The 13,674-nt window shown below is 74.0% G+C and carries 9 protein-coding genes; all 9 read right to left on the bottom strand.

Going from position 1 to position 13,674, the window contains the following annotated elements; genetic code table 11:
- Positions 1–61: 61 nt before the first annotated feature.
- Positions 62–1,984 carry an anthranilate synthase family protein gene (locus tag IE118_RS29990; RefSeq protein ID WP_189561239.1) on the bottom strand — a complete coding sequence of 641 codons (1,923 nt, stop codon included), beginning with the start codon at positions 1,982–1,984 and terminating at the stop codon, positions 62–64.
- Complete coding sequence (locus tag IE118_RS29985; RefSeq protein ID WP_189561238.1) at positions 1,981–2,604, bottom strand: isochorismatase family protein; 624 nt, start codon at positions 2,602–2,604, stop codon at positions 1,981–1,983. Before IE118_RS29985 ends, IE118_RS29990 begins: the two co-directional genes overlap by 4 nt.
- A gap of 119 nt (positions 2,605–2,723) precedes the next feature.
- On the bottom strand, positions 2,724–3,506 hold the full coding sequence (locus IE118_RS29980; RefSeq protein WP_189561237.1) for a 2,3-dihydro-2,3-dihydroxybenzoate dehydrogenase: 783 nt from the start codon (positions 3,504–3,506) through the stop codon (positions 2,724–2,726).
- Positions 3,507–3,562: 56 nt separating this feature from the next.
- Complete coding sequence (locus IE118_RS29975) at positions 3,563–4,732, bottom strand: 3-deoxy-7-phosphoheptulonate synthase (protein ID WP_189561236.1); 1,170 nt, start codon at positions 4,730–4,732, stop codon at positions 3,563–3,565.
- A gap of 148 nt (positions 4,733–4,880) precedes the next feature.
- Positions 4,881–6,515 (bottom strand): carboxylesterase/lipase family protein, encoded by a 1,635-nt coding sequence (locus IE118_RS29970; protein WP_189561235.1) that lies wholly within the window; start codon positions 6,513–6,515, stop codon positions 4,881–4,883.
- A 264-nt stretch (positions 6,516–6,779) separates the two neighbouring features.
- Positions 6,780–8,000 (bottom strand): IS701 family transposase, encoded by a 1,221-nt coding sequence (locus IE118_RS29965; RefSeq protein ID WP_229847001.1) that lies wholly within the window; start codon positions 7,998–8,000, stop codon positions 6,780–6,782.
- Between the two features lie 276 nt (positions 8,001–8,276).
- A complete protein-coding gene (locus IE118_RS29960) occupies positions 8,277–8,468 on the bottom strand; it encodes a hypothetical protein (protein WP_189561234.1) in 192 nt (63 codons plus the stop codon).
- A 400-nt stretch (positions 8,469–8,868) separates the two neighbouring features.
- Positions 8,869–12,633, bottom strand: a complete 3,765-nt coding sequence (locus IE118_RS29955) for an AMP-binding protein (RefSeq protein WP_189561233.1) — start codon at positions 12,631–12,633, stop codon at positions 8,869–8,871.
- Positions 12,630–13,568 (bottom strand): helix-turn-helix domain-containing protein, encoded by a 939-nt coding sequence (locus tag IE118_RS29950; RefSeq protein WP_189561232.1) that lies wholly within the window; start codon positions 13,566–13,568, stop codon positions 12,630–12,632. The genes IE118_RS29955 and IE118_RS29950 overlap by 4 nt, the downstream gene beginning before the upstream one ends.
- Positions 13,569–13,674: the final 106 nt, after the last annotated feature.

Raw genomic sequence — 13,674 nt, 5'->3', positions numbered from 1 at the left:
GGGGCCGGGGGACAGGGCCGGCGGCTGCGGGACCGGGCACCGGCCGGTCCCGCAGCCCCCCTCACGCGGCCGGCGCCAGCACGGCTGCGCCCAGCAGGGAGCGCACCAGGTCGCCGGTGATGGCGACGCCGTTCTGGGTGAGCACCGACTCGGGGTGGAACTGCATCGACGCGAAGCGGGCGCCGCGCAGCGCGTGGACCTCCCCGGTACCGGGATCGCGGGCGATCTCCAGGACACCGGCCGCCTCCGCCTCGGTCTTGTCCTCGCAGCTCACGGCGGTGAACGTGTTGTAGAAGCCGACGCGTTCCCGCCGCCCGAACAGGTCGATGTCCCGCTGGACGCCCTGGTTCGGCACGGCCCGGCGCATCAGGTCCAGGCCGAGACGGCGGCTGAGCACCTGGTGGCTGAGGCAGATGGCCAGGAACGGCCGGCCCTCCTCCAGCAGCCGCGCGATCGTGCCGTCCAGGTGGGCGATCTTGGGATGGCCCAGGTCGCGCGGGTCCCCCGGGCCGGGCCCCATCACCACCAGGTCGTACCCCTCGACGTGGTAGGGCTCGTCGAAGCGTCTGACCGTCACCTCCAGTCCCAGCGAGCGCAGTTGGTGCCCGATCATCGAGGTGAAGGTGTCCTCGGCGTCCACCACCAGGACCTTGCGGCCCGGCGGCAGGGCCGTCTGCCCGGCCGGGCGTGCCCCGTCCGCGAGCCAGAACCCGGCGATGGTGGCGTTGCGCGCCTGCAGCGCCCGGCACACCTCCGGGTGGGCGGCGAACCGGGCCGCGCCCGCACCCTCCAGGGCGGCGAGCAGCCCGGCGGCCTTGGCGTGGGTCTCGGCCACCTCGGACAGCGGGTCGGAGTGGCGTACCAGCGTGGCCCCGACGCCGATGCGCACCGTGCCCCGCGCGTCGATGTCGGCGGTGCGGATGCAGATCGCGGAGTCCAGGGCGGAGCCGCCGGCGGCGTCCCGGCCGATCAGGGCGAGGACGCCGCTGTAGTAGCCGCGGCCCTCCGGCTCGTACCGCCCGATGACCCGGCAGGCGCTCTCCAGCGGGGAGCCGGTGACCGTCGGTGCGAACAGCGTCTCGCGCAGCACCTCGCGGGGATCGCTGGCGGTCTCGCCCTCGATGAAGTACTCGGTGTGCGCGAGCCGGGCCATCTCCTTGAGGAAGGGGCCCGTCACCCGGCCGCCCCCGGGGCAGATCCGGGCCATCATCTTCAGTTCCTCGTCGACGACCATGTACAGCTCGTCGGCCTCCTTGCGGTCGGCGAGGAAGTCCATCACCTCCGGGAGGGTGGGGCCGGCCGCCGGGTACCGGTAGGTGCCGGAGATCGGGTTCATCACCGCGGTGCCGTCGTGCACGCTGATGTGCCGCTCGGGCGTGGCACCGACCAGGGTGCGCTCGCCGGTGTGCACGACGAACGTCCAGTACGCCCCCTTCTCGTGCTCCAGGAGCCGCCGGAAGAAGGTCAGGGCGCTGCGCGGGGTGTAGTCGGAGATGTCGACGGTGAAGGTCCGCTTGATGACGAAGTTGGCGCCCTCGCCGGTGCCGATCTCGTCGTCGATGATCCGCCGGACGGTCTCCGCGTAGGCGTCGTCGTCGACGTCGAAGCGGGCTCCGGTGGTGCGGATGGACTCGTCGGGCAGGCGTTGCAGTACGGCGGCCAGCGGCGCGGTCTCCTGCCGGGTGACGCTCAGCGCCACCAGCGGGGTGCCGTCGTCGTGGCCCGTGAAACCCCGCTCGGCGATCTGCCGGTAGGGGACGAGGGCGAGCACGTCGTGTCGCGCGGCGCCGGTGGGTCCGGACGGCTCGGGCAGCGGGATGCCGGCCAGGGTCCCGGGGTGGAACACCTCCCCGACGAGGAGGTCCAGCACTCCGGGTCCGGTGGCCTCGGGCCGGTGCAGCAGGGCGAACGGCGGCGGGGTGGGACCGAGTATCTCGTCGAGCAGACCGCCCTCGTACGGGCGGCCCGCGCGGGTGCCGGTCATGCCAGGACCTCCTTGGCGGTGGTGACGACCGCGCAGCGCGCGGCCGCGTACTCGACGGCCATCCGGTGACGGCTCTCGTCGAAGTCGGCGACGGCGTCGGCGACCAGGAACGTCTCGATGTCGTGGCTGAACGCCTCCACGGCGGTGATCAGCACGCCGACATGGGCGTAGACCCCGCAGACGATGAGCTGGTCGCGCTGGTGGAAACGCATCCGGGTGAGCAGGTCGGTGTGGTGGAAGGCGCTGTAGCGCCACTTGGTGACCAGCCAGTCCCCGTCCCGGGGAGCGAGGGCGTCGACCACGGCGCGGTCCGCGGGCGCGGGACGCATGCCCGGCCCCCAGAAGTCCTTCAGCAGGCCACGCTGGTGGGTGGTCATGCCGCCGGGCTGGGCGGTGTAGGCGACGGGGATGCCGAGGTCGGCGCAGCGTTCGCGCACGTGGGCCGCGTTGTCCACGAGCGCGCCGCGCAGCGGCTCGGGGAACGGCTGGAGGAAGTAGCGCTGCATGTCGTGGACGAGCAGCACCGCCCGGCCGGGGTCGGGGGTCCACGGTGCGGTGTTCGCCGGCAGCTCGGAGGCGGTCGGCAGGGGGTAGGACTCGATGGGCGGAAGGCCGGTCATGAGGGGCTCGGTGTCCTTTCTCATCACTTCTCGTCGCTTCTCGTCACGGCGGATCGCGCCCGGAAGGGGCGCGGGGGCTGCGCGGCCGGTACGGGCCACCGGCCGCGCCCGGCCGGGCGCTACGCGCCCAGGGCGGCCCCGCCGTCGACGGTCAGGGTGTGCAGGGTGATGTGGGCGGCCTCGTCGGAGAGCAGGAAGGCGACGGCGTGCGCCACGTCGGCGGGCCGGGCGAGCTTGCCCAGCGGGATCCCGACCCGGAACGCCTCGGGGTTCCCGGCGATGGTGGCGTGCGGGCCGGACGCGTCCTGCCACATCGAGCTGAGCATCGGCGTGTCGGTGGAGCCGGGCGCGACGATGTTGCAGCGGATGCCGTGCCGGGCCACTTCCAGGCCGAGGCTCTTGGTGAACATCTCCGCGGCCGCCTTGGAGGCCGCGTACGCAGCCATCCCCGACCGGGGCGTCACGGCCGCGTTGGACGCGACGGTGACGACGGCGCCGCGCCCGCGTGCCACCATGCGGCCCACCACGGAGCGCGACAGATGGAAGACGCCGGTGGTGTTGACGGCGAAGGTGCTGTTCCAGTCGTCGTCGCTGAAGGTGCTCACCTCGCCCAGGCGCAGCACGCCGGCGGCGTTGACGAGGTAGTCGACGGGGCCCAGGCGCTGTTCGATCTCACCGACGACGCGCTCCACCGCGGCGCTGTCGGTGACGTCCGCGGTGAAGGACGTCACCGGCAGCCCGTCCGCGCCCATCTTCTCGGTCACCTCGTCGAGCTGTCCGGCGTCCCGGTCCACCGCGGCCACCGCGACACCCCGTTCACCGAGGACACGGGCCACGGCCGTGCCGATGCCGCCGGCGGCGCCGGTGACCAGGGCCAGTCTGCTCTCGCTTGTACTGTGCATTCGTGCGTTCCTCCTTCACATGCCGTGCGGGCGGGGACTGTCACGTCCGGTGCGGCTCATTGGTGCCAGGCGGACACCACGGAGACGGCCTGGCCGGCGTTGAGCCGCGGGTCGCAGAAGCTCTCGTAGGCGTCGCCGACCCTGTCCGCCTCCGCCGCGTCGGCCACGCACTCCAGGACGGCGTCCGGGGTCGCCTCCAGGTGCAGACCGCCGGCGACGCCGCCGTGGTCCACGACCGCCCGGTGGAACGCGACGACCTCACGCTCGGCCGCCTCCACGTAGCGGGTCTTGAACCCGCCGGGGGTGGTCACGGTGTTGGCGTGCAGCGGGTCGGTCAGCCAGATCACCGGGTGGCCGGCCTCGCGCACCGCCTCGACCAGCGGGGGCAGCGCGTCGGCGACGGTGTCGGCACCCATGCGGGCGATGAGGGTGAGCCGTCCCGCCTCGCGCCCCGGATCCAGCAGCCGGCACAGCTCGAGCACGTCCTCCGGGGTGGTGCTCGGGCCGACCTTGCAGGCCACGGGGTTGGTCACACCGGCCAGCAGGGCGACGTGCGCGCCGTCCGGCTGCCGGGTGCGCTCCCCGATCCACGGCCAGTGCGTGGAGGCCAGCAGCGTCCCGTCGTGCTCGTTGCGCAGCAGCGGGACCTCGTAGTCGAGCAGCAGCGCCTCATGGCTGGTCCACATCGCCGGATCGATGCGGTCCGTTGCGGACGGCCCGCTCCAGCCGAGGTGGCGCATGATGTCGTCGGCGGCCATGTAGCCGGTCAGCAGGCGCAGCGGATCGGGGCGGCGGCCCTCGGGGGTGGGGACGGGGTCGTTGACCATGTGGCCGCGGTAGACGGGGAGTTCGAGACCGCCGACCTGCTCGGTGGACTGCGAACGCGGCTTGGTGAACTGTCCCGCGATGCGGCCCACGCGGAGCACCGGCTTTCCGGCGACCAGTCTCAGCGCACCGGCCAGCAGATCGAGCAGGGCCGCCTTGCGGGCGACGTGCCCGGCGGAGCTCTCGTCGGGGTTCTCCGCGCAGTCTCCGGCCTGGATCACGAGGGCCTCGCCGGCCGCGACCCGGGCGAGCTGGCGGCGCAGGGTGCGCACGTCGTCCCCGCGCACCAGCGGGGGCCGGCTCGAGAGGTCCGACCGGACCCGGCGCACCTGCGCCGGGTCGTCCCAGTCCGGCTGCTGTGGGGCGAACTTGAGTTCGATATCGACAAGGGAGTTGTCCACGAAGGTCTCCAGATGCGAAGAGTGATCGATGCGGCCACGGATGCGGGCGCGCGGAGGGTGGGGAAAGCGGATGGTAGGGAAACCGGCTCCGCAGGAGGAGCCGGTCCATGCGCCGTGCGATGCGCCGTGCGTGACGACTGACGGCGGGTCAGAGGCGGGGCTCCCAGCCGACGGTGTCCCAGAAGCCGAGCTGGGCGAGCTTCGGGGTGCGGGCGACCTCGGCGATGCGGGGCCCGCCGAGGACGAGCGTGCTGGGTGCGCCGGGGGTGAACGGCGGCCAGTCGGCCGTGTTCGGGGTGCGCGGGACGGACGTACGGGCGAAGGCGGCCACGGCGTCGGCGAGGATGTCGGACAGCAGCCGCTCGACGGGCCAGTCGCCGAAGACCGGGGCGAGCTGCGGCAGCCGGTGGGTGCCGAACAGGAACGGTGACGTCGCCTCGTGCGGGGTGCCGAAGTGGGGCGGCAGCACGGGGTGGGCGAACTCCATCGCGTACAGCGGACTGGTGCCGGACCGGGCGTGGCGTTCGGCGAACCGGACGATCTGGTGCCGGAAGAACGCGTCCCCCAGGATCTCGGTCCACAGCGACAGCGGGTCGTCCGGCAGCCCGGCGTCGCGGGCCGCGTCCCGGTAGGCGGTGGCGCAGGCGCGCGCGAGATCGTCACCGGCGCCCGGCCGGCCGAGGTCCAACACCTCGCGTACGACCCGCCTCAGCTCGGTGTCGTCGCGCGGGGCGGGTGCGGGCTGCGGGGAGCCGGGGCCGGTGTAGAAGGAGCCCTCGGTGCTGGTGTGGACCGACAGCACCGGCATGTCCGGCGTCGGCAGGTGATGGTCGTGGGCGGGCAGGGTGCGGCCGTCCAGGACCGGACCGCGGTACCAGCGCCCGCTGCCGACGATCCGCTCCTCGGGTCGCGGGGCGAAGATCTCCTCCCACGCCCCGGCGAGCGCGGCGGCCGGCACCGTACGCAGTCCGGCGACGGTGGTGCCCAGCCGGCGGGCGACGGCCTCGTAGGCGGTACGGGAGTCCTGCGGCGTCAGCGAGGTGGCGGGCGGGGCGACATGGCTGGGACTGATCGGCACGATACGCCGGATCAGGCCACGCGTTTCGGGAAGCAGGGCGAGCTGCCAGGCCGCGGCGCCGCCCGCGGAGGTGCCGCACACGGTGATGTTCCCGGGGTCCCCGCCGAAGGCGGCGGCGTTGGCGTGCACCCAGTGCAGCAGCGCCTGCTGGTCCTGCAGCCCCCAGTTGGCGAAGTGCCCGCTCTCCGGGTCGGCGAGCTCCTCGTGCAGGCCGAACCCGAGGACCCCGAGGCGGTAGTTGAAGGTGACGACCACCAGATCGCCACGGTCCGCGAGCCGGCCCCCGTCGTACACGGGCAGGCTGCCCGCCCCGGCCTGCCAGCCGCCGCCGTGGATGTAGACCAGGACAGGCCGGCTGCCGCCGGGACCGGGCGTCCAGACGTTGGCGTACAGCGAGTCCTCACTGCCGGGCGGCACCGGCCGGTTGGGGACGGCGCTCTGGAAGGACACGTCGGAGAACCGCACCGCCTCACGCACACCGGTCCAGGGCACGGGCGGCCGGGGGGAGGCGAAACGCAGGGCACCCACCGGCGGTGCCGCGTAGGGGACACCGCGGAAGACAGCGACGCGGCCTGAGCGTTCGCCGGCCACCAGCCCGCTCTCCGTACGCGCCACGACCCTGTTCCCGGTCGTGGCGCGCGACGGTTCCGTGACGGCGGCGGACGTGCCCGCACGCCTGGCTGCGGCCTGTGGCTGGCTGGCCATGGTGACTCCTCGGACACTCGGTCGGGATCGGTCCGCCGATCGTGTGCCGCCGCTTCGGGGGTCGCCAAAGACCGGCCCGGCAATCCGTCAGCTGCCCCGCGGAGTCCGTCAGCTCACCGGCCGGACCGGCCGGTGAGCTGACACAACGGGCGACGAGTTTCCGCCAGATCCTTTACCTGTCCGTACACTGCGCCGCCGTCCCCGGCGCTCCTGGTGCACCCGGGCGCCTCCGCCCTCCCGGCCCTCCCCGGGGCCTTCCGGCGCTCACGCGGGTATGCGGGTCGCCTCCGCCGGCTGCTCGGCCGTGCCGGACAGCACCGCGACGGCATGGGCGGCCGAGGCGAGGGTGGCGTGCCGGTGCCAGCCGCTGAAGGAGCGGCCGGAGAAGTCCTTGATCCCCACCCGCTCGGCGATCCCGGCGAAGTCCCGCTCCACGCGCCGGGTCACCCGGGTCAGCCGCAGCAACTGGGCGGGGTGCAGATCGGCGAGGTCGGTCAGCCACAGCTCGCCCGGCCAGCGCCCGCCGTTCTCGCCGACGCCGAGGAGCACCAGGTCGCCCCTCGGGGACGGCCGGCGGGCGCCCCGCAGCGGCAGCCGCACCCGCACGGCCGCGGTCAGGCCCGCGTGCACCCCGCCCCCGTCCGGCCCGCGCTGGATGACCGGCTGCCGCAGCGGGCGGGCCACCAGCATCAACCGGTGCGCCGTCATCTCCGCCTCGGTCGCCGTACGGGGCAGGCCCGGGTCGGTCGCGGTCAGCCGCAGGTTGGCGCTGACCCGCAGCAGCATCGGCGCGCCCCCGGCCTGGAGCCGGCTCACGACGGCCGGGACATCGGCCTGGCGGGCGTCCATGACGGCCGGCCGGGCCGGCAGACCCCAGTCCCGGACGATGCCCAAGTAGGCCTCCACGCAGCACTGGTCCATGGTCTCGGGTGCGGCGCTCTCCGGGATCGACGCCTGCCGGCGCCGGGTGGCGTCCTCCAGCCAGGCCTCGGGCAGGTGCAGACGCCAGTTGACGGGGGTGCTGTGCTCCTCCGAGACCGCCCACACGCCGACGGCCTGCTGCGCGTTCATCATCTGCCCGCGGCCGGGGTCGAACCGCCGGTCCACACCGACCGAGTTGTCGCCCGCCTTGGGTATCACCATCGGCCGCAGCAGGTAGGCCCGGGTCGGCAGGATCTCCTCCAGGTGACGGGCGAGAGCGCGGCGGACGGGGCTCCAGTCCCAGGTGGAGCCGCTGATGAAGTGGTGCAGGCTCTGCTCCGCCGCCTCCCCGCCGAACAGGGAGGAGATGTTCCGTATCGACTTGCGCCCCTCGACACCGAGCAGGCCCTGTACGTACTCCACGCCCCGGCGCCGCTGGTCACTGCGCGGCAGGGACTCGAAGAGCACCGCGCTCAGCTCCTCCAGCACGCTCCCCGGTGAGGTCCCCCGCGCCGGGGGAAACAGCTCGCCCCGCATGGTGCGCCTGTGCAGCCTGGTCTGCATTCCGTCCCCACCTCGCCACTCGTTCCCGACTACCTGCTCCGGCAGCCTCGGCCGGGGCGTCCAAGGGGGGACCAAGGGGTGGTGAACGTGCAGGTCATAGGCGGTGGAGGGGGTTGGCGGCGGCCTGCGCGAATGGCCCGGCGAAGAGGGCTCCCCCACGCCCCTGAGGCAGTGGAGGAACCCGGAGACCGTTCACCGCGGCGCGGGCCTCGGCCCGTCTCCGCGCGGGTGCCGCTGTCCCGCCACGACCCCCGGCGGCGGGGGCCGGTTTCCTCCTCAGGCCCCGCCGCGCGACGGCTGCGGTGCGCCGCAACGACGGCAGACGACCGCGTGCCGCGCCGCGTACTCCTCACCCGGGCGCCGGCCTCCGGGCCGGCCGGACCCGCACGGCGGATCGAGGTCGATCTCCACCCCCGCGGGCACCATCAACCAGCGGGCCGGTGCCCTGTCGTGCTCGTCATGCCGCATACCGTCTCCTCACCTGGACCGGGCCGTACCGGCGTGCCCGGACGGGCCCCGCCTCGCTCACGGTGGACCCGTCCGGTCCAGGCGGGGTGAAGCCCCGGCCAATGACCTGGCCCGGCGGGAGGTGTGGTGACCGCATTCACCGCATCGTGTGGCGACCACCTCACCTGTACGCGGCGTACGGCCCGTCCATACCGGCAACCTCAACCGGCAACCCCACCACCGGTCGTCCGCCACGCCGGCACCGGCGCCGCAAGCGGTCGTGGCCCCTTCCCCGCCGACCGCCTCACCGCCGCCCACGGCGGTACCCGGGGAACCGGCAACGACGGGGCCGCCACCTGGTGCCGCCTCCCTGTCCCCGGTGGCCGGCCATGACTGCCGGTCGTGGGGGTCCTGACCGCGGTCACCCGGCCGAGGTCAGGACCCCGGAGACCGTGCGGCCGTCGAGTTCGCGGCCGGTGCCCGGGAGGATGTGGAGTTCGGCGTCGTCGGGGGAGGGCAGGGTCAGGCGGATCAGGTCCGGGACCCGCAGGACGAGGGTGGAGGGGTCGGGATGGTCCAGCCGTACCACCACGTGGTGGTCGAGGAGCCGGCCGATCAGGGACTGCACGGTCCACGCGTCGCCGGCCAGCAGCCGGCCGGCCCGCTCCATGTCGAAGGGGGCCGCTCCGGCCGATGCGAGCAGGGCCAGTGCCCGGCGCAGCGGTGCGGGCAGCCGGGCTACGGCGGCGGACGCGCGGGCCAGTACGTCGCAGGCCTCGTCGTGGAGCTCCGCCGCCAGATGGCCGTCATGGACCAGGCCGAGGGCCAGGTCGGGGAGCGTCCACATGGGGCGGGCCGCGAACTTCTCGCCCACGGCGCGCAGGGTGAGGGGGTAGTGGCCCATCAGTTCCGCCACCTTGTCCAGGGCGCCCGGCCCGCCGGCCATGCGCTCGGGACCGGCGACGCCCGCGAAGAAGGCGGCCGCGTCCTGGGCCGACAGCGGCCCCAGCTGCAGTGACCGGGCGCCGGGCAGGCCGGGCAGCCGGACCCGGGAGGTCACCAGCGCCAAGCTCGCGTCGTCGGCCGGGAGCAGCGGCAGTACCTGGTCGGTGCCCGCGGCGTCGTCCAGGAGCACCAGCAGGGACCGTCCGGCGCTGAACGCCCGGAACATCCCGGCGAGTTCGTCGGTGTCGTCGGGCAGTTCCGCCGGGCCCGTGCCGCAGTCCCGCAGCAGTCCGCGCAGTACGGAGGCCGCCGTGCGCGGGCGGTCGTCGCCGTCGTGCAGCCGGGCGTGCAGCACCCCGTCGGGGAAGTCCCCTGCCAGCCGGTGCGCCCCGTGCACGGCGAGCGCGGTCTTGCCCACCCCGACCGGGCCCAGCACCACCACGACCCGCGGGCCCGCACCGTGCCCTCCCGGCGGTGTCCCGTGCCGGTGCCCGTCGCCGCCCGCCAGCGCGGACAGCTCGGCCAGTTCCCGGGTGCGGCCGGTGAAGTCCGGTGTGTCCAGGGGGAGTCGGCCGTGGGCGGGCTGTGTGGGGCGTGCGGGGGGCCCGGGGGTGGCGGCCACCGTCCGCGCGGGTGCCGTGAGGGGGAGGGGCTCCGGTGCGGGGAGCACCTCGCTCAGTACGTCCCGCTGGAGCCACTGGAGTCGTTCGCCCGGTTCGATGCCCAGTTCGTCGACGAGCCGGCGGCGCAGCCGCGCGAAGGCCTCCAGGGCGGTGGCACGCTGCCCCGACCGGTGCGCGGCGAGCATCAGCTGCGCGGCGAACTCCTCGTTCAGCGGGTGGTCCGCGGTGAGCTGGCGCAGCTCCCCCACCAGGCCGCGGTGGCGGCCGAGTTGCAGGTCGGCGGTGATGCGCAGCTCCAGTGCGCCGAGCCGGGATTCGGCGATCTGGGCGATCTGCGCGCCGAGCAGCATTCCCGTCTCCAGCCCGGCGAACGGTTCGCCGCGCCACAGGGCGAGCGCCTGGCGCAGCAGGGTCGCGGCGGTGCGTGGATCGCCCTCGTCGAGCGCGGTGCGGGCGCGCGCGACCCCGTGCTCGAACTCCCACAGGTCCAGTTCCCCCGGCCGGAGGTCGATGCGGTAGCCGCCCGGCCCGGTGCGCACCCGCTCGACCGGATCCCCGGGGCAGCGCAGCGCCTTGCGCATCTGGTAGACGTACGTCTGCACGGTCTTGCGGGCCAGGCGCGGCGGTTCCGTCTCCCACAGTTCATCGATCAGGGTCGAGGTGGAGACCAGGCGGTTGGCGTTGAGCAGCAGCATCGCCAGGGCGCGCCGGGTCATCGGCGCGGTGGGTGTGCGGTCCTCGTCCCGGCCCCCGTCCTGCGAGCTGATGTCCAGCGGGCCGAGCACCCCGATCCTCAGCGCACCGCCGTCCGCGGCGTGGCGTGCCGTGTCTGTCATGACGTTGACTTCCTTTCCTGCCTGCGGTGCGGGCGCCTCGTTCACGACGGCGGTGGGGCGGCGGTCCGTGTCCGTGCGGTCGGTGCGGCCGTCCCTTGCCTCGTACCACTGCCGTAGCCGGGCTCTGCGGAGCTTGCCGATGCCGGTCCTGGGGATGTCCTGGGTGTCCACCGGCACCACGCGGGTCACGGTCAGGCCGAGACCGGCGGTGACGCGGGCGCGGATGGCGGCCTCCGCCCGGTCCGGCGGGGTGCCGGGGCGTGGGTGGTAGAAGACGGCGAGCTCGTCGCCGGCGGTGCCGGTGACGGGGCAGGCCACGGTGTGGGACGGGGTGACGAAGTCCAGCTCCTCCACCGCTGCCTCGATCTCATGGCTGTGACAGCGCACCCCGCCGTGCTCGATCAGGTCCCCGGCGCGGCCGGTGACGGTGAGGACGCCGTCCCTGACGAACGCCAGGTCCCCGGTGCGGAACCAGCCGTCCGCGGTGAAGGAGCGGCGGGTGTGTTCGGGGTCGTCGAGATAACCGGCGGTGACGGAGGGGCCGCTCACCTGGAGGTGACCCACGGTTCCGGCGGGAACCTGCTCGTCGCGGTCATCGACGCAGCGTACGGCGGTGCCCGGATGGGGCCGTCCGGCGGGTACGCAGCGGTCGTAGCGGCCGTCGGCGGTGTTCAGGTCGGAGAGGCGGCAGTCGACGACGCCGGCCGCCGTCTCGGACATCCCCCAGCCGGGGAACATGGCGTCGCCGGGCAGCCGGAAGGGGGCGAGCAGTTCCATGAAGCGCCGGACCACCGAGGCGTGGACGGCCTCACCGCCGTTCATGAGGTAGCGCAGGCGGCTGAGGTCCCAGGTCCGGCCGGTGAGCCGGTGCGCCTGGTCGTTGACGAGGGAGAAGGCGAAGTTGGGCGCCCAGGTGGTGCAGGCCCGGTGCCGGTCGGCCAGGGTGAGCCAGCGCAGCGGGTCGGCGAGGACCCAGTCCCGGCGGGCGTGCACCTGGTAGGCGCCGAGGTAGACGTCCCGCACGTGGAACAGCAGCAGCCCGCCGGCGTGGTCCAGTGGCATCCAGTTGACGGTGCGGGTCGCGCGGCCGAGTCCGTTGGCGCGGGCGGTGGCGGCGCTGCGGCTGAGGATGTTGCGGTGGGTGAGCGTCACGGCCCTGGGCGCGCCGGTGGAGCCGGAGGTGAGCAGCAGGACCGCGAGGTCGTCGGGGCCGGCCGGGTGCCGGTGGTGGTCGGGGGCGGCGGCGCGCAGGTGGTGCGGGTGGCCGAGCCAGGCCCTGCCCCAGGCGGGGTGCGTCCGGGTGGCGGCGAGGATCCGCTGGTCCCGGCCGGTGACGACACGGGGGTGGCCGTGGCGGTCCCACACGGAGTGCAGCAGGCCGGGTGCGGCGTCGCGGTGGCCGCCGGTGCCGACGAGCAGCGGGACGAATCCGCCCAGTACGCACGCCCAGAACACGGTCAGCAGCTCGGGTTCGTCGGCGATGTGCAGTACGACCCGTTCGCCGGGGCGGACCCCGGCCTCCCGCATCCCGCCGAGGGTGCGGGCCGCCTCCCGGAGGAGACGGGCGTAGCTCCAGTGGGTCTCGCCGCCGTCGGCGCCGACGAAGCACATCCCCGCGGGGGCGGGGACGAGCGAGGCCCGTACGAGCGCGGTGCCGAGCGTGGCGCACTCCGGGCGCGGGGCGGTCCCGCCGTCGAGCAGGGAGAGGTCCGCCGGGGAGGGGCCCGCCGGGGAGAGGACTCCCGGGGAGAGCTCCCCCGGGGAGAGGTCTGCCGCGGTCATGAGCCGTCCCGCTCTCTGCGGTATTCACGGGGAGTGATGCCGTAGCGGTCGCGGAAGAGCCGGCTGAAGTGGGACGCCCCGTACAGTCCGGCCCGCTCCCCGATGAGCGCGACGGGCAGGTGGTCCAGGGAGGCGTCGGCGAGTTCGCTGCGGCAGCGGGAGAGCCGTTCGTCGCGTATCCAGCGGGCAGGGCTGATCCCGTGCTCCTGGAAGATCTTCTGCAGGTAGCGCAGGGAGATGTTGTGCTCGCGGGCGATCGTCACCGGGCTCAGCCCGGGGTCGGCCAGCCGCTCGCGCACGTAGGTCTGGACGTTCAGCATCAGCGTCTGGCGGGCGATCTGCGGGTCCTCGGCGACCTCGCGCATGCGTTCCGCGAAGAGCGCCGCGGTCAGTCCCACGACGCTGCCGCCGAGCAGGTCGACGGCGGTCTCCACCTCCCTGCCGTGCCTGCCGAGCCCGTCGAGCAGGGAGGACAGCAGGGCGGCGAGCCCTTCGGCGCCGGACCACGGCCGGGCCGTCAGGGGCTCGGCGTCGTGGGCGGTCAGGCCGACCAGACGGTGCGTCACCATGATGTCGACCAGGCGGAAGTTCTCCGGCATGACCACCTTGTAGGGGCGGGTGCTGTCGAAGCAGACCAGGTTCGGGGCGCGGACGATCGCGTGCCGGCCGTCCTGGAACACCCAGACCGTGCCGGTCAGCGGCCGTACGACGCGCAGGCAGCCCGCCGTGCGCGTGTCGATCTGCCGGGCGGGGCGGATCAGTTCGGCGGGTCCGTCGCCCTTGACCAGTGCCACCCGCACCCCGCCGAACTGGTGGGTCCGCACGGTCCCGGCGATCGGCTCGTAGTGCCCCCTGACGATCTGCACCCCGCCGTGGCCGACACGAAGAGGTACGGACATGGCGTGCGTCGGCTTCAACTCGTCGATGCGTGGCACCGCATCAGCCTCCATCCGTGGCTGCGGGACGGAACCGTGCCACCCGCGCGGGTGCGACCGTCACCTCACAGAGAAACATACCTGCATGCTGGTATTGTAGCTCTAT

The organism is Streptomyces pilosus (genome assembly GCF_014649835.1).
Classification (GTDB): Bacteria; Actinomycetota; Actinomycetes; order Streptomycetales; family Streptomycetaceae; genus Streptomyces; species Streptomyces pilosus.
The sequence above is the reverse complement of the archived record's forward strand: the minus strand, read 5'-3'. Positions and strand labels throughout refer to the sequence as shown.